This is a genomic window from Marinoscillum sp. MHG1-6 (assembly GCF_024714475.1).
In the GTDB taxonomy this organism is placed as follows: domain Bacteria; phylum Bacteroidota; class Bacteroidia; order Cytophagales; family Cyclobacteriaceae; genus JAMZMI01.
Map to the genome: position 1 here is coordinate 127,910 of NZ_JAMZMI010000006.1, position 19,775 is coordinate 147,684.

A 19,775-nucleotide genomic window follows, 5' to 3' on the forward strand; every position below is an offset into this window, starting at 1 on the left:
TCAAGTCATTTAGATGTTAAACAATAACTCGTGTGAATGAATGGATCATTGATCACTGCAGATTTTCGATTTTACAATCCTACGCCTGTGGCCAAGACCCCTCAGTCTTGTTTTTCAAATTTAGGAGACAGGTTCCGAGATGAATGGAACAAAAAGTTCAATTGCTGCCACAAAATGACCACCTGTTAAACCGCGGTCGAAACAGCCATATATTCAGAGGGTTTCAGTCCAAAGCGACTATGAAAACACTTGGTGAAGTAAGAAGGATTGTTAAAGCCACAGGAAAAAGCTATTTGAGAAACACTTCTATTCGCAAGGTTTAGTTTTTGGATAGCCTGGCCCAGCCTAAAGTTTCTCAATATGATATTTGGAGATTCACCCGTTAAGCTGACACATTTTCGAAAAAGCTGAGACTTACTGATTAATAACTCCTTACCCAGTGCACTGACATCAAATTCCGCATTTTGCCAGTTTGCATGAAGCACCTTCACAAGCTTTTTCAATAACTCTTCCTCACTTTTCGCCAAACTTCTTGTATCAGTTCTATCTAAACTGACCCCGGATTTTTGCAGCAAATCAGCGACCGTGTAGGTGACATTTAATTGGCTCCCCATGTGTTCACTACACAAAAAACGAGACTGTTTTAAGGTGGCTCCAAAAATATCAGGGTCCTGATCTACAGGGTTCCCGGCATGAATCACCATTCTTAGATTTAGGTCTTTATCACGCGAAGCTTTTAATGCCATAATTTCCCTGGAGCATTCATAGGCGGGCTGAGCTGATTCAAATGTGGTAATAATCTCATTTGAAGAGGAATCCGCTGCAACCCCTTTATGTTTCGTAATCACTTCAAGAATGAGCCCCTTGATGGTACTGGTAAGATTTTCAGCTTTGCGCTCCCCTTGTTGATGGATGAGCAACTTCTTTTGGGAAATCGTAATGGAGAGTATGACCCTAAATGCCGAATCACTAAAAACCTTAATTTTTTGATCAATCACAAAATCGGCGACCACAGGATCAAGTATACGACCCAAAAACGCCTTTACCACTCTCTTGTCAACCTCAATGATCTCATCAGGCATTTGCTTGTGGGAGCGATTATGCACTTCAACAGCGGTTTCCTTATTCGGAGCCTCAATAAGACAATATGCGTTGCTTCGGGCTTCATCGAACCAATAGGTCAGGCAATGACATTGCAATTGGTCCTGAACTTCCAAATCCATCTGGTGCGCCCTCGCTACATCTTCTGCAGTGAGGTCCTGACCGATATGCAAATCCATGAATAGAGGCATCTAATAAATTTAGTTAAATCCTCTGTCAAAGATGGTGAGGTCACATCATTCATCTACATAAGAAGACCACCATCACACAGAAAGGTTCAGCCATTTCCCGTCCAATCTCCTCTCTTTCAATGTGAAAGCCCCATTCTCAAAATGAGAAGTATTCCCAAACCCAATCCTTCTCAGATCCACTTTAAGGGCACTTTATTTTTCTAGCACGGTTATTTCAACTTTGTTGTGCGAATAAATGATAACCACCATGAAACGTACAAAAGACACATTCATTCATCGGCTGTTTAGAATCTTCTTTTTGCTTATGGGTGCTTACGCGATGGTTAGCTGTTCACAGGGCAAAAAAGAGGAGGCCAAAAAAGACATTAGCGAAGTAAAACGAGACATCCAGCAGGAGCGCAGAGACCTGGAGGTCGAGTTGAAGGAACTTAGACAGGAAGTGAAAATGAGGGTCGAAAAAATTGAGACCAAACTGGAGAATGCTTCCGAGGACTCTAAGGAGGAATTAGAAAAAATGAAGCAAACAATGAAAGCTAAAGGGGAAGACCTGGACAAGGCGCTAAAAAAACTGGAAAATTCCACTGAGCAAGCCTGGGATGACACCAAAGCTTTCGCAGAAAATACAGCCAGCGACGTGAAAACCTCCCTCAAAGAATTTGGAGAAAAGGTCAAATCACATTTTCAGGATTCATAAGTTCAACCAGCGGTGAATTCCTATCCGGCCGTTCCCTTGTGGAACGGCCTTTTTATTTTCAACCCTCCCAGAAATATTATAACCCCGCAAGTTAGTATACGTTTCGTCTTTCATCAGAAAACGAAAAGACCAATGAAGAAATACCTTATCATTTCAGCACTGCTTATTGCTACCCACACCCTACTACTTGCCCAGCAAAACACATTGGAAATTAAGGGCTCTGCAGAATTGAAAGTTTCACCTGATCAGGGCATTCTTTACCTCGATCTCAATGCTATCGCTATGAACTTCAATGAAGCTGTTTCTCAGCTGACAAACAGAGAAAAACGAGTACTCAAGAAGCTGAAAAACATGGGTTATGAAGAAGAAAAGGTCAAAACGACCAACTTCTCTGTGAGAGAAAATATTTTTTGGCGAAACGGCATGCGCATAGATAGCGGCTATATCGCTACTCAGTCGATGGTGCTGGAGTTTCCAAGCTCAAGCAAAAGAATTGGCGAGTTCCTCAATCAATTTCAAAATGGAAACACCGAAGCCGAAATTAGATTTGGGTTTACCCTGTCAGACAAGCTACGGGAAACTACCAAAGAACAGGTTCTGGAAAAAGCCGTAGCCGACGCAAAGAAAAATGCTGCTCTCCTCGCAAGGTTCAGCGACGTATCATTGGGAAGTGTTTCTAAAATCATTTACGGAGCTACCTCCAACCCGGGTATGCCGATGTATGAAATGAAAGCTGCCTACGCCATGAAAGAATCAGCCATGATGGGACCAGATTCACAGGGATTTCAAGCCCAGGATATCACCGTAACCGAGCAGGTCACCATACATTTTCTGATAGAATAGGATTGAGATTAGGAAGTGGTAATTTGAGCCTTCAGGCGGCCAACTTCCTCTTTGACTTTGTCAACGATGGCCCCACTCTTTACATCGGATTGGAGCGTTTCCAATGGCTGACCGATATTCACTTTCACCACTCCCGGACTGAGGGCAAAGCTACCTGAAGGTAACACCTTTTCCGTTCCGGTAATAGACACCGGCACCACCTTTACGCCTGCCTTCGCTGCCAGCATGAACGGCCCCTTTTTGAATTCTCCTATCTCGCCCGTTTTGCTTCTTGTTCCCTCGGGAAACATCAGCACATCTTTACCTTTTTTGATAAGCTTGCCCGCCTGGGCCAGGCTCGCTATGGCCTTCAATCGATTACTTCGGTCGACGAAAATCATCCCCGTTGCCAGCATGTACCAGCCGATAAACGGCACCCATTTAATTTCCTTTTTAGCTACAAAATGTAGGTTGTGAGGGATCGCCCTAAATAGTGACGGGATATCCAGGTAGGATAAATGATTGGAAACAAAAACAAAGGACTCCCCCTTCGGTAAATTTTCTGCACCGGTTACCTGTAACCGAATTCCACACCCCCAAAGGATACCCGGAGCAAACATGGTTCTCGCCATGACCACCGGTATCTTCTGACTGAAAGTCATCACCAGGACCACGAGCGAGCTGCTGATCATCAGGATCGTCCAAAAAATGCAAAAGAGGTAACGAAAAGGTGTCAGCAAAATATCAGGTTGATTTAGGTATTTGTATGCTTATCCGGCTTTTTTACCGGCCAGCAGGTAAAGCACCGCCATACGCACCGCTACGCCATTTTCTACCTGTTGCAAGATGATGGAGTGATCAGAATCCGCCACGTCTGAGGTGATCTCCACGCCACGGTTAATTGGTCCGGGGTGCATGATTACGATTTCCTTGTTAAGCGTATCCAATAGTTGTTTATTCACTCCGTAATGTTGCGAGTATTCCCTCAAGGAAGGGAAGTACCTCATCTTTTGACGTTCCAGCTGGATCCTCAATATGTTGGCCACATCGCACCATTCCAGAGCCTTGCGGATATCCAACTCCACTTTTACGCCAAGGGAGCTGATATGCTTGGGAAGCAAGGTTGCCGGACCACATACCATGACCTCTGCTCCGAGCTTTTGCAGTGCAAAAATATTTGATAGTGCCACCCGTGAGTGCAGGATGTCTCCCACAATCACCACTTTCCTGCCTGCCACATCGCCAAGCTTTTCTCTGATTGAGAAACTATCCAGAAGCGCCTGGGTAGGGTGCTCATGGGTACCGTCTCCGGCATTAATAATATTCGCGTCTATGTGCTTCGCCAGAAAATGAGGAGCCCCCGGGCTACTGTGCCGCATCACGATCATATCCACTTTCATGGACAGGATATTATTTACGGTATCCAATAAAGTCTCACCCTTTTTTACTGAGGAAGAGGAAGAGGAAAAGTTGATGACATCCGCTGAAAGTCTTTTCTCTGCCAACTCAAAGGACAACCTGGTTCGCGTAGAGTTTTCAAAAAATACGTTGGCTACCGTCACATCACGCAGGGAAGGTACTTTTTTGATGGGCCTGTTCAAAACATCTTTAAATCCATCTGCGGTCTCAAAAATAAGGTTGATCTCCTCGGCGGTGAGGTCTTTGATCCCTAGTAGATGTTTGGTGTTCAGTTGGCTCATTCAGGAATATTAATTAACCAGATATTATCTTTTTCACTCCCCTGCTCCTTCAGCTCCACTTTTACTTTCTGAGATTCCAGGGTATTCACTTTCTTTCCAATATAATTCGCTTCGACAGGGATATCTCTCGAATACATCCTGTCGATCAATACCAGCAATTCCACTTTAGCAGGCCTTCCAAATGTCGTCATGGCATCCAATGCGGCCCTTACCGATCTCCCGGTATAGAGGACATCATCCACTACAATCACATTTTTACCTTCAATGATAAATGGAACTTTGGTCTGGTTAGGCTTAAGGGGATCTTCTCGTCTTCTGAAATCATCCCGATGAAAAGTAGTATCCAGATAACCAAGATCGATGGTCTTTTTCAACTCCGCTTCTAAAGTCTTCTTGATACGCTCAGCAAGGTATATTCCTCTGGGCTGAAGACCCAAAATGACCGTGTTAGCGAAATCGTCGTGATTTTCAATTAGGTGTTGACACAACCGGCTGATTGTGATTTGTAGAAGCTTGCCGTCTAGGAGAAGTCGTTTTTGCATGATTTAGGCTGGCGCAAATATAAGACCATCTAAATTATTTTGGATTTTCCTGCATATGATATTGAACCTTGTTGATATAAAAAATGGTTCTAAATATTTTTCCATTAACGGCCTGATCATTTTTGATGCGTTGTTCACCAAAGGCATACATGGTCTGATCATACCATGGCTTCAAGCCTTCGGTATCGGGATCCCGGGTCTTCACCTCATCTCCCTCAAAGGCCAGCTGCACCGGCATGAATGTTTTCCCCTCTGAAATTTTATCTCCTCTGACCACTTTAGACTGGATCGCATTTTCATCCAGGTACATCAAAACCACCTCATCATCATAGACACTAACAGACACGAATTCCTCCAAAGAATAGCTAAGGACATTATCGATTCCAAAGCTGGCGTCCCACTTGATGTTTCCGTTCCGATCAAAAGCCACGACCACTGCATGGGTGAAATTGTACCCGATAAACCCGGGCGTATAAGTCTGGTAAAATTGCCCATAGTTAGGAGAACCACCATAATAAGAGGAATAACGTGGATAATAAGCCTCTGCAATCAGCAAAAACTCATCTCCTCTTGGGATGATGTCATGTACCAGTAGCTTGTAATTGAATTTCGCACTTTTTCCTTTGGCTGCCTTTCGCTTGATGCGCTCTTTGATGCGCTTTTCCCGTTTGGTAGACATGTAACCAAAGAAATTGTCCAACTGGGCGTACTCGTGGTATTTAATAAACTGCTGCCTTCCATTCACAAATTTGCTGAGGTAGAGCCCACGACTATAGGTTGAAGGTTTTTTACTGTAGGTACCCGAAATATATTGATAACCTCCATAGAAATTGGTACTCACGCCATCTACAATATTCTGTTTGTCCCCGGGGTCCAGCTGCACTTCCTGAATCAGGTCTCCCGACGCGGTAAAGGTTTTCGCAATGAGCGTGTATTTTTTATTATTCAGTCGCTCCGATATCAAGACTGTAAAAACCTGCATATCATCATTTACGATCAGCTTTTGAATATCCCCGGAACGGTCATAAATCCCGGGTAGCACCTTCGGCTTTTTCTCGATGAAGTCATAAACCATCATTACCGGACGATAATTGGTATGCCCAGAGAGCAGCACAAAATTTCCCACCACTTCAAACTCCGTCAGCGACAACGGAAAAACCGTTCTCACCGGGTAACTATTGATGTTAGATGTTTTTTGGTCTATTTCATAGAGCAGGTATCCTCCATAATCCATCTTAGGATCAGAAAAGAGCATATAGTATTTACCGTCGTAGAAATCATATCCGGTATAATACGCCCCGGCAGGAATAACCAAAAGGCGGGTCCAGATCAGATTCAGGGCAGTATCCAGTTTATGAAGCTTCCAGTTTTGTCCCCTATTGATATAATCATCCTCCTCAGCCAATAACAAACCTGTTTCACCCCCTGCTATGATGTGAAAGGGATTACTTTCCATGAGCTCAATATCAAACTCAATCCGTCCGGGCTGAACGATATAGTCACTCGTATCCTGCTGCTTTTTCTTCTGGGCATGGGAGAAAAAGGCACATAGCATCAGAAGGCACGAAATAAGGGTCACGTTGTTCATCTTCATCTGCTAAGAAGTTACATTATTTACGACTCACTGAGCCCTACAATGATATCAAATTCTTCCTTTTTAACAGGTTGAACGGAAAGTCTGGAGTTATTGACGAGAACCATGTCAGAAAGATTGGCATTTGATTTAACCATTTCTAACGTCACGGCCTTTTTTAATGGATAAGCAGCCGCCACATCCATCACTACCCATCGGTCATCTTCCGTAGTCGGATCCTGGTAAAATTCTTTGACCACTTCAGCCACACCCACACATTGCTTTTCATTTACACTATGATAAAACAGACACAGATCACCCTTTTTCATGGCCTTCATGTGATTGCGCGCTGCATAATTTCTCACGCCATCCCAAAATGTACTACCATCTTTTACAAGGTCATCCCATGAATAGGTCCCCGGCTCTGATTTGATCAGCCAATAATTCATAACTCGATTAAATTTTATTTTTTCTTATATGGTTATCTAAGATACACTAATCTTCTAATCACAAAAGGAAAACAAGAAAGAGGGTTTAAGTCCTGAACACGAATTGTTTCCTTAATAGTACATTTGCGCCCTAATGGAGGATTTCGATCTAATAACATTACCAAACGGTATCCGTGTGGCACACCGGCAGATACCCAACACGAAGATTGCTCACGTAGGGATCATGCTGGATATCGGAAGCCGTGATGAAGCGGCGGACGAACAGGGAATTGCCCACTTCTGGGAGCATATGGCCTTTAAGGGGACCAAAAAACGTAAGTCCTTTCATATCATCGACCGTCTGGACTCTTTAGGTGGTGAATTGAACGCTTATACCACGAAGGAAAAAATATGCTTCTACGCATCTGTTCTGGATAACCATCTGGATAAGGCAGTTGAATTGCTGGCAGACATCACGTTCCATTCTACCTTCCCGGAGCCGCAGATCGAAAAGGAGCGTATGGTGATCCTGGAAGAGATGTCTATGTATCTTGATACCCCGGAAGACGCAATACAAGACGATTTTGATGAGTTGGTATTCCAAAATCATGCTTTAGGAAAAAACATCCTGGGTACTACCCAAACAGTCAATGGCTTTCATCAGAAGGATTTCCTTTCGTTCATTCAGAAGAATCTGAATACAGAAAAAATTGTGATCTCCAGTGTGGGAAGCTACTCTACAAAAAAACTCCTGAGGCTTATCAAAAAGTATGTTGAGCCCATCCAGCACAAAAACCATACGCACAAAAGGTCACTATTCAATGGTTATTCGCCCATCGTTCGCGAGGTTAAGAAGCCAATTTCCCAATCACACGTGGCGATAGGATCAACCTCCTTCGACCTAAAAAGTAAGTATCGGGTCCCGTTTTTTCTATTGGTGAATATTCTGGGCGGCCCGGGGATGAATTCCAGACTGAACTTGTCACTGAGAGAAAAGCATGGATTTGTCTATGGGATTGATGCTCATTATTCCCCTTACATCGATACGGGGATGTTTTCAATTCTCTTCGCCACCGACCCAAAAAATTTAAAGAAAAGCTACAACCTGGTTAGCAAAGAGCTGAATCTTCTGAAGGCAAAGCCCCTTGGGAATATGCAGTTGCACAAAGCGAAGCAACAGCTCAAAGGTCAGCTGGCGATGTCTGAGGAAAACAACAACGCTCTGATGCTCATGATGGCGAAAAGCCTGCTGGACCTCAATCGGGTTCCGGATCTCAACGAACTTTTCGAGACGATAGACGGTGTCACCGCAACGCAACTTCAGGAATTGGCCATCGAGTGTTTTGATATGGAAAAAATGTGTCGTCTGACTTTTCATCCTGAGTAGACTTCTACCACAAAACCTAGTAGTTTTACAATATGGAATTTTTGGATAAGGATCTTCAGGCATACGTTGAAGCTCATACTGATCCCGAAAGTGAACTGCTTTACCGGATCAATCGGGAAACCCATCTGGAAGTTCTAAAGCCCCGGATGCTCTCAGGACATTTGCAGGGACGGGTACTGTCCATGCTCTCCCATATGATCAAACCTGATTACATCCTGGAGATTGGCACCTACACGGGCTATTCAGCACTTTGCATGGCGGAAGGACTGACAGAATCGGGAAAGCTCATTACCCTTGACATCAATGATGAACTGGAACCAAGAGTGAAGGGGTACTTTTCTGAGTCTCCCCACGGTGATAAAATTGAGATGATGATCGGTGATGCACGGAAAATTATCCCCACTCTGAACCACACATGGGATATGATATTCATTGATGCGGATAAGGAGTCCTACCCGGATTATTATGACATGACCTTCAATCAGCTTCGCCCCGGTGGATTCATGCTTATTGACAATGTGTTATGGAGCGGCAAGGTCTTTGATGAAAATAAAAATGACAAAGCAACCGTTTCAGTTAGGGAGTTTAACGAAAAGGTTCAAAATGACGATCGGGTAGAGAATGTATTATTCCCGATCAGAGATGGTCTAATGGTGCTAAGAAAAAAATGAGGAAGCTTCTTCTCCTATCATTTACCTGCCTATCTATTTACGTTTTCGCTCTGGGCGATATCCCTCAGGTTCCCACCAATGTGGAGATCGCGGAAATGAAACTAAAAATCACTTCCGGTGCGCAACGGGAAATCCAAAAAGAAATCAATGCGCTCAGAGCCAGCGAAAAATACTTCCGTCTCAAACTGGATCGCATCAATCTCTATTTCCCTATCATAGAAAGGGTACTCAAAGAAGAAGGAGTACCTGAAGACATCAAGTTTCTGTCTATTCAGGAAAGTGCCCTGGTTTCCGATGCCGTTTCCTCCTCAGGAGCGGTCGGTTACTGGCAGTTCAAGGACTTTACCGCAAGGGAAGTCGGCCTGCGGGTGGATAGTAAAGTTGATGAGCGAAAAAACATTGTGGCATCAAGCCGGGGGGCGGCCAAATATTTTCATCGAAACAATTTTTATGTCAAAAACTGGATATATGCGGTCAATGCCTACATGACTGGGGCAGGTGGTGTTAAGCCCTATGTCAACCAAAAGGACGTAGGGGCCAACAGTATGGTCATTTCTGAAAAGACGCACTGGTATGTCAAAAGATTTATCGCCCATGTGCTCGCTTTTAGAGATGAGGTTGGTGGGCCTCATAGCGAGGGAATGAAACTCGTTGAATATGATCACGGTAAAAACAAATCAATCGAGCAGATTGCCCATGAATTAAAGGTGGATGAAGATGAGCTTAAGGAGTATAATAAGTGGCTAAAATTCGGGAAGATCCCTGACGACAAGACCTATACGGTCATTGTCCCTGTAAAAGGGCGTGTTCCGGACAATCTCAAGGGTCACAGCGGAAACCCTCCACTAGCAAAAAGAATTGAAGAGCCAAGCGAGTCCTCGACCAAGAAAGATTATAAAATTGACCGAAAGAATGTCTTCATTAAGCGAAATGGTCTGAAAGCGGTCATGGCCACTGAAACTGATAATGTGGTCTCTCTGGCAATAAAATCCAATATATTAAGCAGGCAATTCCTCAAGTACAATGACCTCCGGGCAAGTGAAACAGTGAATACCGGGGAGATATATTATGTTCAGCGCAAACGCAACAGGGCAGAGATTGATTTTCATGTCGCGCAGTATGACGAATCACTCTGGGAAATATCGCAGAAGTATGGGGTGAAAATGAAAAAGATCCTGAAGAAAAACAGGATGGAATCTGCAAGAGAGCTCAAGCCCGGACGTAAACTGTGGCTCAGAACTAACCGACCGAAAGACACTCCCATCGAGTATGTAAAAATAAAGCGACCGGCACCAGCCAGGCCAAAGAAAGCGGTTTCTACCCCGCCAAAAGTTGATATCCCCAACGAGATCGTAGAAACACCAAAGCCCATTGCCCCTGCAAAAGAAGAACCTCAGATAATCGAAGAAACAGAAAGCTCTACTACTCTGCCAAATACTGAGAACAGCTCCAGGAGCAATACAGGAGCAACAAAAGCTCATGTAGTTCAGGCAGGTGAAACCTTTTGGTCGATTGCTCAGAAATACAACATTCCCGTTAATATCCTTCGGGAAACGAATGGTCTGACCTCAAGTAGTGTAATTTCAATCGGTCAGGAGTTGCGAATATCACAAGGAGAAGCTTCACCCCAGACTACACCTGACCCTGCTCCTCCGACAACAACCCCAACGCAATCAAGCCGTAAGGTCCACATCGTCCAACCCGGAGAAAGCTTATGGGGGATTTCTAAAAAGTATGAGGTGAAGGTTGAAGAAATTCAGAGTTGGAATAACCTTACTCCTCAAAGTTCACTGTCGATTGGGCTGGAATTGATTATTCAGAAAAAGGATGAAATCTCTCAAACAGTTTCAAGTACCTCAAGCACGAAGAATCCAACCAACTATACAGTTCAACCGGGCGACACCTACTATAGTATTGCCCGAGAATTTGATCTCACGGTAGAGGAGTTGAAATCTCTTAATAACAAAAGCACAAATGAGCTTTCTGTTGGGGAGCAACTCAAGGTAGCCCCTTAAGGAAGCCAGGCCAATCCTCTTTTGTTTTTCCAAAGGAAGTATTTCTCCAACAGCACCTTCCCAAAGTCATTGAAGACATTGGGAAGGATAATGGCGAACTGTCTTGGTTTAAACAGGTGATTCGCTAACAGGTAAACCTCTTTCCGTCCGGCATCCATGATACATACAGCGGGTATTCTTCCCCACTCTTTGGACTTGAGTTTTGTATTACCCTGAATGAGGCGAGCTATATTTTCTGCCACAATTTTTCCGGTCACATCGCTCGGATACCCTGTTTTCGGAACGCCAAAAGCGGTTCCCTTAATTTCAAAAGGAGGTTTCACCTGAACAGCCAGTCCGGCAGCAAACACGTTGGCATAGCTCACATGTTGATAGCTACCTTCTACTGGCACAAACCCTTTCGCATCGCTCAATTTAGGGCTTGCCTTCATGACATCCGCACCTTCAAATGGAGGCATGAGCATGGACATTTTGTAGGGTAGTTCTGTTCCGTCCTTCAGGATGATCTTGTGATCCTCTATTTTTTCGATGCTTGCATCGACAATCCAGTGAATGTTATAAAGCTTCATAAACATCTTGAGCATGGCCTCCCCGCCCGGCATGCCATCAATCCCGAAATTGCCAACATAAGGCTCAGGAGTAATCCAGTACAAGTCCACTTTATCCCGTACTTTACGCTGACGCAATTCTTTGTCCATGTTGAAGAGGTACTCATAGGCAGCTCCCATACAACTTGCTCCCTGGGTAGCTCCGACCACCACAGGACCAGGGTCTTTCACCAAATCCTCAAAAGCTTCATTGGTTTTAATTGCCAGCTTGGGAATAACAATATTCTGAATTTTATGGTCCTCGGGATTCAACCCATCTATAACGTCAAAATTCATTTTGACACCGGTTGCCACAACCAGGTAGTCGTAGGTAATGGTGTCTCCATTTTGAAGAAAAACAGTGTTATCGTCCGGGTCTATATGCTCGGCCGCCTGCTCAATGAACTTGATTTCTTTTTTATCAAAAATGGGACGAAGGTCAAATCGGATGTCTTCCAATTTCCTTCGACCAAAGGGGACCCATATCAAAGATGGGACATATAGAAACTCATGAGTTGGGGACACTACCACCACTTCGTGTGGCTCTTTTTTGAGCTTCCTTTTCAATTCCAACGCAGCTGTATAACCTGCAAAATTTGAACCTAATATGACTATACGTTTCATGGCTATCGATGTTTAACAACGCCATGAAGCTACAAACCGAAGCTCAAATAAACTTTGATCTATGAGCTGTTAAAAGCTGATTTTGGTCAGGAAAATCAATACTCAAAATCCAGCCCTAAACGCTCTTTCATGTCTTTTAGGGCCGGGTTTTTAGATGCCATATATTCAAACTTATCCTTGCTTGTATAGAGCTTCTTGCTGGTCTCCTGTTCCTTCACTTCATTCTCAAGCAGAAGCTTCGTGTTTTTGAGTGTGGTACGGAGATAACTCACCACCTCTTGCTCAAACCTTTCGAGGATATTGATCTCAAGAGAACTGGCAAGCGTCACTTTAGCATTACGCTCACCCTCCCTGGATACTTCCCTGCTGAGCACCAACAACTCCATGTCGCCTGCATTTTGGGATTTTCTCAATTCCCTGTAATCCGCCCAGGCCTTTTTCAAATCCTCATCGGTAAAGGCATTATCCAGCTCTTCAACCTGGTTACCTACTTCCTCCTCTTTTTCCTCTTCAACAGCAGACTTTCTTCTAAAAATACTTGGAGTATCTTTCGGCGGAGCGGAAGGACTCTTTGCGGCAATAGACGGTGTATGAGGTATTGGCTTTGTTGTGGCCGAAGGTTGCTCAGGTGCAGGCGTTGATGCCTTCTCTTCCTTTGAAGTTTCTGCCTTTACGCTACTTTTTTTTTTGCTCCTTCTTCGGAGCTGCCCGCATTGGCAAGCGTAATGGCACGGTTAAGATTTGCCAGCTTCATCAGACAAAGTTCGACGTGGAGTCGCTGATTCTTGCTGGACTTATAGTTCATATCAAACTGGTTCAGGATATTCAATCCCGAGAGCAAATAAGAAGCGCTCAACGCTTTTGATTGCTCCTGATATCTCAATTTCAGGTTTTCCGGCACCTCCATCAACTTCATAGTATCCGGTGTTTTGCAGACCAGCAAATTTCTGAAATGCCCCTGAAGGCCCACGAGAAAGTTATGCCCATCGAACCCATTTTTCAGGATCTCATCAAAAATGAGCAATGACCCCGACATGTTTTCCTCACGGAAGAAGTCCGCCACCTTGAAGTAATAGTCATAATCAAGAATGTGGAGGTTCTTGATCGTATTCTGATAGGTGATCTTATTATCAGAAGAGAACGTCACGATCAAATCGAAAATGGACAGCGCATCCCTTAAAGCTCCGTCTGCCTTCTGAGCGATCAAATGAAGTGCTTCATCTTCCGCCTGAATCCCCTCAGCCTCGGCAATTTTTTGAAGCTGATACACGATATCACTGATCTCAATACGGTTAAAATCGTAAATCTGACATCTTGACAAGATCGTTGGTAGTACCTTATGCTTCTCCGTAGTTGCCAGGATAAAAATAGCATACGAAGGAGGCTCCTCAAGCGTCTTCAAAAAAGCATTGAAGGCCGCAGTGGAAAGCATGTGAACCTCATCTATGATGTAAACCTTGAATTTTCCCTGCTGAGGTGGATACCTTACCTGATCAATCAGGTTACGAATGTCATCCACTGAGTTGTTGGAAGCCGCATCCAGCTCGTAGATATTGAAATTGCTGGTTTGCGCATCGCCACTCTCTGTTTCAAAACCATTGACCATGCGAGACAGGATTCTCGCACAAGTGGTTTTACCAACTCCTCTCGGGCCACAAAACAAAAGTGCCTGAGCCAGGTGGTTATTGTCGATCGCATTCTTAAGCGTAGTGGTAATATGTCCCTGACCGACTACCTCATCAAAGCCCAAAGGCCTGTACTTACGTGCTGATACAACAAATGACTCCATCTGGCCTGCAAGATAAAAAACTAAGGGGTTTTGAAAATGGTCTGGGTGCAGATAATTGTTAAACTTGAATCTTGAAACAAAAAGTCGGATGAGTAAACCAAAAATCGGGGGCATACTTCAGGTAGGAATTGGCGTAACAGATATGCCGCAAGCGAGAAGCTGGTATCACAAGAACCTTCACTTCTCTGCCCAGGTGCTCGAGGAAAAAACCATTGCCGGACTTATGAAAGCTTATACAGGAGGAATGGCTCATGAGAGACAAGCTGCTATTGTAATGAACATGTCCGGTGCCGGAGGGCTGGAAGTTTGGCAGTACCTGAGTCGTGAACCCAAATTGCCGAAGAAACCGATACAACTAGGAGACTTAGGCACCTTCTGTATCAAATTAAAAACCCCTGACATTCACCGGGCTCATAAAATACTGAAGCACCTGTCGCCATCGGCAATCGAAGAAGGAATCTCCGGGAAGCTTTCCTTTACTTTTTCAGACCCTTACCGAAACTTTTTCCAGGTAATTGAAGGTGTTGGCTATTTTGAAAAACCGAAAACTACCTCCGGCGTATATGGTGCTATTGTTGGGTGCTCTGACCTAGAAAAGTCAATTGCATTCTATACTGATGTTCTGGGGTATGAACTCCAAAGAGCAATTGAATCAGACATTCCTAAAGAATTAAGTTCGTTACCGGGCGCTGAGGGTCGATTTAATCGAGCCTGGCTTACCAAACCAGTTGCTGAAATCGGGGGCTTTTCGAAATTTCTGGGCAATACTGAGATAGAGCTCATTCAATCACTCGACAGAACCGGAATCAAAATTTATGAAGACCGGTATTGGGGTGATCCTGGCTTTATTCATATCTGCTTTGATGTCAGGGATATGGATGCTCTTAAAGCACACTGCAAATTGAAAGGATTCCCCTTTGTGCTGGACAGTTTTGAAACAGAAGAGGGTGAAAGCTTCAACATGGGTGAAGTGACCAGTCGTGTAGCATATATTGACGACCCGGATGGCACAGCTATTGAATTTGTGGAGACACATAAAGTGCCCGTCATCCCTTCCCTGGGACTCTCGATTAACCTGCAAGGAAATGATTCAAACAAAGACGTCCCGACATGGCTACTCAAGCTCATTAAAATAAAAAAAGTGAAAAATGGGTAGCGAAAGCCGGTTCATACTCTTTTTATAGATGTTCATACTCTAAATCATTGGCTCATTGACTCCAACCATCAATTCCAGTGATTTTAGCTAATTTTTGTATTAAGAACCAAGCTGAATCAGCTATGAACAATTTTACATCTACGGATAGCGTTTACAGGCTTTTTGTTCAAAATAACCTAAATCATAGATCTTTAAGCTACCGCGACATCAACATAATCAATACCCAGCCAAAGTCGTCGGTTAAGCTATTTTTCCAAAGTTTATATGCTTCAGGAAGCTGGAGATTTCTAAAAACAGCCACCAGTATCAAGATATTTAGTAACTTCTTACCTTCAGGGAGAGGAACTATTCTTTCTATTGGCGTCTTCCAGCTTAAAGACACTATTCTTTTTCGGGAATCCTTTATCGATTAGTGAACTTATGAAAGCCATTAAAAAAAATAAAGCAACCGGGTCAACCAAATATTTCCGTTTTCGATCCTGGTTTGCAAAAGGAGATCGATTACAAAAAGAACTGGAAGAGAAAGAAAAAATCAAAAGGCAGCTCTCAACCTTTGTAAAGTATGCTCCGGGGGCTATCGCTATGTTTGATAAGGACATGCAATACCTGATGGCCAGTGATAGTTGGTATCAGGATTACAAACTAAGCGAAGATGAAATAACCGGCAGATCTCACTACGAGATATTTCCCCAAATTCTTGACATGCCACATTGGCTTAAGTATCACCAGGAGGCACTGTCTGGGAAATCCATTTCCGTGGAAAAAGATGAGATGACTGGTTCAGACGGATCAACCATTTACCTTAAATACCGGATTGAACCCTGGAGAGACCATAATAATGAGATCGGAGGCATTATCATGTTTACCGAGAACATTACCGAACAGGTAAATATTCAAAACCAACTCCAAGAAAATCAACAGTACTTAAAGGACATTTTCGATCATTCTTCTCTTGGAATCTGCCTGGTCGATGAATCTGGGAAACTTTTTATGGTCAACGACCGAATGTGCGAAATAGTGGGGTATCCAAGGGAGGATTTGACAAAGATGAATTTTACAGAATTCACCCACCCTGAAGATATTGAAATTGATCTTCAGCTATTCAATAACCTCAAAAACAAGGAAATCAGTCAGGGTTCTATAGATAAGCGTTATATCTCGAAGTCTGGGAAAATAAGCCACGTAAAGCTTCATGCTTCCGTAATCAACGACCCCAATTCAAGTGCAAGACATGCTCTGGTACTAGTTCAGGATGTAACAGAGGAAGTAAAAGCTAATGAGGCATCAAAAGTTGCAAACGAAAAATTCGAGACGCTCAATGCCCTCATGGAAAAAACCTGGGAGATCGCACAGATGGGCTCCTGGAAGCTGGATATTACCTCCCAAAAGGTTGAATGGAGTAAGACCATTTACCAAATCCATGAATTGGAAGAAAACATTGAAATTGACCTCGATAAGATGAAATCCTTCATCCATAGGAAAGATTTAACCCTTGTCAATGAGGCGCTTGATCAGGCCTATGAATCAGGATGTGATTGGGATCTGGACCTGAGGATCATCACAAAGACGGGCAGGGAATGCTGGATCAGGTTTATTGGTCATCCTATCATTAAGGAATCTCAAATTATTGGGATAGAAGGCCTAATAAAAAATGTGGACCAAATCAAAAAGATCAATCTTGAATTAACCGAGCTCAATGCCATGCTCGAACACACGGTTGACCAAAGAACCGCACAACTAGAAGCTGTCAATAAGGAATTGGAAGCCTTTGCCTATTCAATTTCACATGACCTAAGAGCTCCTCTCAGAGCCATTGAAGGTTTTTCGAGCGCCTTAAAAGAGGACTTTGACGAAGAATTGGATCGATCCGCAAAACACTATCTACAAAGAATTCAGGATAATACCGTTAAAATGGGTGACCTCATCGATGACCTACTGGAATTCAGTAGAACTTCAAGATCGGTGGCCAACCCACAAATCTTTAATCTGAAAGAAAAACTGGAAAATCTGATTGAAGAAATGGAGATTCCACCCAAATATCAAATTGAACTTATCAATATCAGTGAGGCATATGGTGATCCAAGACTCCTTACGCAGGTGTTTCAGAACCTACTAAGTAATGCAGTTAAATATTCTGCCTATGAAGAGACACCCGTCATCTATATCGAACAAACCTCGAGAGACGACGGCTATGAGGTCAGCATCTCGGATAATGGAATCGGTTTTGACATGCGCTATAGTCATCAATTATTCAAGATTTTTCAACGATTACACTCCGACGACGAATACGAAGGTACGGGTATAGGACTGGCTCTTTGTCAAAGAATAGTACAACGACATCTGGGGAAAATTTGGGCCGAAAGTTCACCGGGTGTAGGTTCAAAATTCACCATATTCCTTCCCAATAATACTGATAACAATGAGGTCCCTTCAACAAAAAAAATGTCTCATACGTAGAGTGTTGATTTAGATCAAAATCCAGGAGCTAATCAAGCGAAAAGCCAATGGTCCGGTAGTTCATAGCCATTCAAATCAAGATGAGCCCTTAGAAATAATTCCGATGATAGTACTTAAATCATATAATGAAAATGACGATATTAAGGGAGTTTACGCACTTGGCGTAAACAGTTTTGCAAGAAAATCCATAGGCTATGAAGATTTCCTGACTGTTATCGATAAACTTTGCAAATACTGGCTGATTATAAACCAGACGATCAAATAGAACCATAAAATATCAGCTATGAATATTCTTTATTTAGAAGATAACAAAGATGACTTTGAGCTTCTGGATCGAATACTGAAAAGAAGTGACCTAAAATATACCCTGGCTAATGTCTCTTCAAGAGACCAGTTTGAACAGACGGATTTATCAGGGTTTGATATCATTCTTTCTGACTATAACCTCAAAGGGTTTACTGGTTTTGACGCCCTTCAAATGGTGCGCGCTCAAGAGATCAATGTCCCCTTTATCGTAATTTCAGGTACTGTAGGTGAAGAACAAGCGGTTTCCTTGCTGCATGAAGGAGCTAGTGATTTTCTCCTAAAGAAAAATATTCGCAAGCTTCCCATCATACTGGAACAAGCCTTAAAGAATACTTTGATTGCCGAGGAAAGAAGAAATTTCCAAAAGGAGCTGATCAACAAAAACATTATACTAGACTCCTTATTCCACTCTTTTGAAGATCTCGTTTTTTTAAAAGACACCAATAGCCGGTATTTGAAAGTGAATGATGCATTCTGCAAGTTTTTCGGCTACCCGGAAAAGGCTATTTTGGGTGCCATCGATCAGGATATCATGGAATCAAATTACACCACACAGGTGATGGATACGGATACCCATGTTGTCAACAACAAAAAGTCCATCACTTACGAAGCCACGCTGACCTCGGCCAGTGGAAAAGTATATACCATGGAAGTGGTGAAAAGCCCGGTACTGAATGAGGGAAAGGTTACCGGCGTAGTTGGGTGTGCCCGAGATGTCACCATAAGAAAACAACTCGAGGAAAAGGAGGCCAGGAATCAGTACAACCTCAACCAGGCTGAAAAACTAACGAATTCCGGAAGTTTCGAATATGATCCTGAATTTGATACCCTTACCTGTTCTCCAAATTTTCTCAAAATGATGGGGCTCTCTACGAATAGCAATGTCATTTCACTCAACAGATTCATTAACCTGGTTTATAAAAAAGATCAAAAACTATTCACCGATCAAATTTATGACGCCTTAGAACAGCGGATCCCGTGCACGCTGGACCATAGATTCGTTCCATTGAATTCAGACAAAATCAAGTTTGGGCGGACCACATTAAACCTGGACATCACCACCCATGAAAACATCCTCTTTCACGGCACTACTGTAGATATCACCACGGATCAGGAAAGCAGCAGGGCAATGATCGATATACAGGAAAAAGAAAGAACCAACATTGCCAGAGAGCTCCATGACAACCTGGGACAAAAACTAAGTGCCTCTTGCTTGTTTTTAGATTCTCTGAGCAATAAATACTCGGATGATAGTGAGCTGAAGAAAGTCAAGTCGATTATTGAGCAATCTTTACATGAGGTCAGAGCACTCTCCTCAAACCTTTCGTTAAATATCATCAAGCAATTTGGACTCAAAGATTCTGTTCGTCAGTTGGGGTCCCAAATTCCTGAAAACATAGATTTTGACTTTGATGCATCCGTGGATGATGACAGTATATCAGAATTTATAGGGATACAGGCCTTCAGAATTATTCAGGAATGTATCAGCAATGCTTTAAAACATAGTAGTGCCAAAAGAATTGGTGTTCAGCTCGTTCAGGACAATTCGGTGCTCTCGCTTCGCGTTGAGGATAATGGAAAAGGCTTTGAAGCCAACAACGGACATATCGGAAACGGCCTCCAAAACCTGCAGCAAAGAGTAAAGCGATGCAATGGCCTGATCCATATAGCCTCCGAAAAAGGTAAAGGCACTCATGTAGATATCAAGCTTCCAATCAACTAACCCAATTTG

The 19,775-nt window shown here is 43.2% G+C and carries 18 protein-coding genes; 9 read left to right on the forward strand and 9 right to left on the reverse strand.

Features of this window, described 5'->3' with window-relative positions:
• Positions 1-185 precede the first annotated feature (185 nt).
• On the reverse strand, positions 186-1,292 hold the full coding sequence (locus NXR94_RS13910) for a nickel-binding protein (protein ID WP_258105264.1): 1,107 nt from the start codon (positions 1,290-1,292) through the stop codon (positions 186-188).
• A gap of 247 nt (positions 1,293-1,539) precedes the next feature.
• Between NXR94_RS13910 and NXR94_RS13915 the strand changes: the two genes are divergently transcribed.
• Entirely contained in the window at positions 1,540-1,986 is a 447-nt protein-coding gene (locus NXR94_RS13915) for a hypothetical protein (protein ID WP_258105265.1), read from the forward strand.
• Positions 1,987-2,118: 132 nt separating this feature from the next.
• Complete coding sequence (locus tag NXR94_RS13920) at positions 2,119-2,829, forward strand: SIMPL domain-containing protein (protein WP_258105266.1); 711 nt, start codon at positions 2,119-2,121, stop codon at positions 2,827-2,829.
• Positions 2,830-2,837: 8 nt separating this feature from the next.
• Here NXR94_RS13920 and NXR94_RS13925 read toward each other — a convergent pair whose 3' ends face one another.
• The 5 genes from NXR94_RS13925 to NXR94_RS13945 form a co-directional block, all read right to left on the reverse strand.
• Positions 2,838-3,500 carry a lysophospholipid acyltransferase family protein gene (locus NXR94_RS13925; RefSeq protein WP_258105267.1) on the reverse strand — a complete coding sequence of 221 codons (663 nt, stop codon included), beginning with the start codon at positions 3,498-3,500 and terminating at the stop codon, positions 2,838-2,840.
• A gap of 78 nt (positions 3,501-3,578) precedes the next feature.
• Positions 3,579-4,508: an aspartate carbamoyltransferase catalytic subunit gene (locus NXR94_RS13930; RefSeq protein ID WP_258105268.1), complete on the reverse strand. Its 930-nt coding sequence runs from the start codon at positions 4,506-4,508 to the stop codon at positions 3,579-3,581.
• The gene (pyrR, locus tag NXR94_RS13935) at positions 4,505-5,050 is read right to left on the reverse strand and encodes a bifunctional pyr operon transcriptional regulator/uracil phosphoribosyltransferase PyrR (RefSeq protein ID WP_258105269.1); all 546 of its coding nucleotides are present in this window, start codon (positions 5,048-5,050) and stop codon (positions 4,505-4,507) included. The genes NXR94_RS13930 and pyrR overlap by 4 nt, the downstream gene beginning before the upstream one ends.
• 34 nt (positions 5,051-5,084) lie before the next feature.
• Complete coding sequence (locus NXR94_RS13940) at positions 5,085-6,644, reverse strand: hypothetical protein (protein WP_258105270.1); 1,560 nt, start codon at positions 6,642-6,644, stop codon at positions 5,085-5,087.
• 20 nt (positions 6,645-6,664) lie between these two features.
• Complete coding sequence (locus NXR94_RS13945) at positions 6,665-7,072, reverse strand: EVE domain-containing protein (protein WP_258105271.1); 408 nt, start codon at positions 7,070-7,072, stop codon at positions 6,665-6,667.
• A gap of 133 nt (positions 7,073-7,205) precedes the next feature.
• Here NXR94_RS13945 and NXR94_RS13950 point away from each other — a divergent pair, with 133 nt between their 5' ends.
• From NXR94_RS13950 to NXR94_RS13960, 3 genes are read left to right on the forward strand one after another with little or no spacing between them, the layout of a single operon-like run.
• On the forward strand, positions 7,206-8,438 hold the full coding sequence (locus NXR94_RS13950) for a pitrilysin family protein (RefSeq protein ID WP_258105272.1): 1,233 nt from the start codon (positions 7,206-7,208) through the stop codon (positions 8,436-8,438).
• A gap of 32 nt (positions 8,439-8,470) precedes the next feature.
• Positions 8,471-9,109 carry an O-methyltransferase gene (locus NXR94_RS13955; RefSeq protein WP_258105273.1) on the forward strand — a complete coding sequence of 213 codons (639 nt, stop codon included), beginning with the start codon at positions 8,471-8,473 and terminating at the stop codon, positions 9,107-9,109.
• A complete protein-coding gene (locus NXR94_RS13960; RefSeq protein WP_258105274.1) occupies positions 9,106-11,124 on the forward strand; it encodes a LysM peptidoglycan-binding domain-containing protein in 2,019 nt (672 codons plus the stop codon). The genes NXR94_RS13955 and NXR94_RS13960 overlap by 4 nt, the downstream gene beginning before the upstream one ends.
• On the opposite strand, the gene NXR94_RS13965 is transcribed toward NXR94_RS13960, so the two are convergent.
• The 3 genes from NXR94_RS13965 to dnaX all read right to left on the reverse strand — a co-directional run bounded on the left by NXR94_RS13965 (position 11,121) and on the right by dnaX (position 14,124).
• Positions 11,121-12,335 carry an NAD(P)/FAD-dependent oxidoreductase gene (locus tag NXR94_RS13965; protein ID WP_258105275.1) on the reverse strand — a complete coding sequence of 405 codons (1,215 nt, stop codon included), beginning with the start codon at positions 12,333-12,335 and terminating at the stop codon, positions 11,121-11,123. The genes NXR94_RS13960 and NXR94_RS13965 overlap by 4 nt on opposite strands.
• Before the next feature lie 95 nt (positions 12,336-12,430).
• Positions 12,431-12,778, reverse strand: a complete 348-nt coding sequence (locus tag NXR94_RS13970) for a hypothetical protein (protein ID WP_258105276.1) — start codon at positions 12,776-12,778, stop codon at positions 12,431-12,433.
• A 227-nt stretch (positions 12,779-13,005) separates the two neighbouring features.
• Positions 13,006-14,124 carry a DNA polymerase III subunit gamma/tau gene (dnaX, locus tag NXR94_RS13975; protein ID WP_258105277.1) on the reverse strand — a complete coding sequence of 373 codons (1,119 nt, stop codon included), beginning with the start codon at positions 14,122-14,124 and terminating at the stop codon, positions 13,006-13,008.
• Between the two features lie 88 nt (positions 14,125-14,212).
• Here dnaX and NXR94_RS13980 point away from each other — a divergent pair, with 88 nt between their 5' ends.
• The 4 genes from NXR94_RS13980 (at position 14,213) to NXR94_RS13995 (ending at position 19,766) form a co-directional block, all read left to right on the forward strand.
• Complete coding sequence (locus NXR94_RS13980) at positions 14,213-15,280, forward strand: VOC family protein (protein ID WP_258105278.1); 1,068 nt, start codon at positions 14,213-14,215, stop codon at positions 15,278-15,280.
• Positions 15,281-15,402: 122 nt separating this feature from the next.
• Complete coding sequence (locus NXR94_RS13985; protein WP_258105279.1) at positions 15,403-15,693, forward strand: hypothetical protein; 291 nt, start codon at positions 15,403-15,405, stop codon at positions 15,691-15,693.
• Positions 15,694-15,700: 7 nt separating this feature from the next.
• Complete coding sequence (locus NXR94_RS13990) at positions 15,701-17,737, forward strand: PAS domain S-box protein (protein WP_258105280.1); 2,037 nt, start codon at positions 15,701-15,703, stop codon at positions 17,735-17,737.
• Between the two features lie 283 nt (positions 17,738-18,020).
• Positions 18,021-19,766: a PAS domain S-box protein gene (locus NXR94_RS13995; RefSeq protein WP_258105281.1), complete on the forward strand. Its 1,746-nt coding sequence runs from the start codon at positions 18,021-18,023 to the stop codon at positions 19,764-19,766.
• Positions 19,767-19,775: the final 9 nt, after the last annotated feature.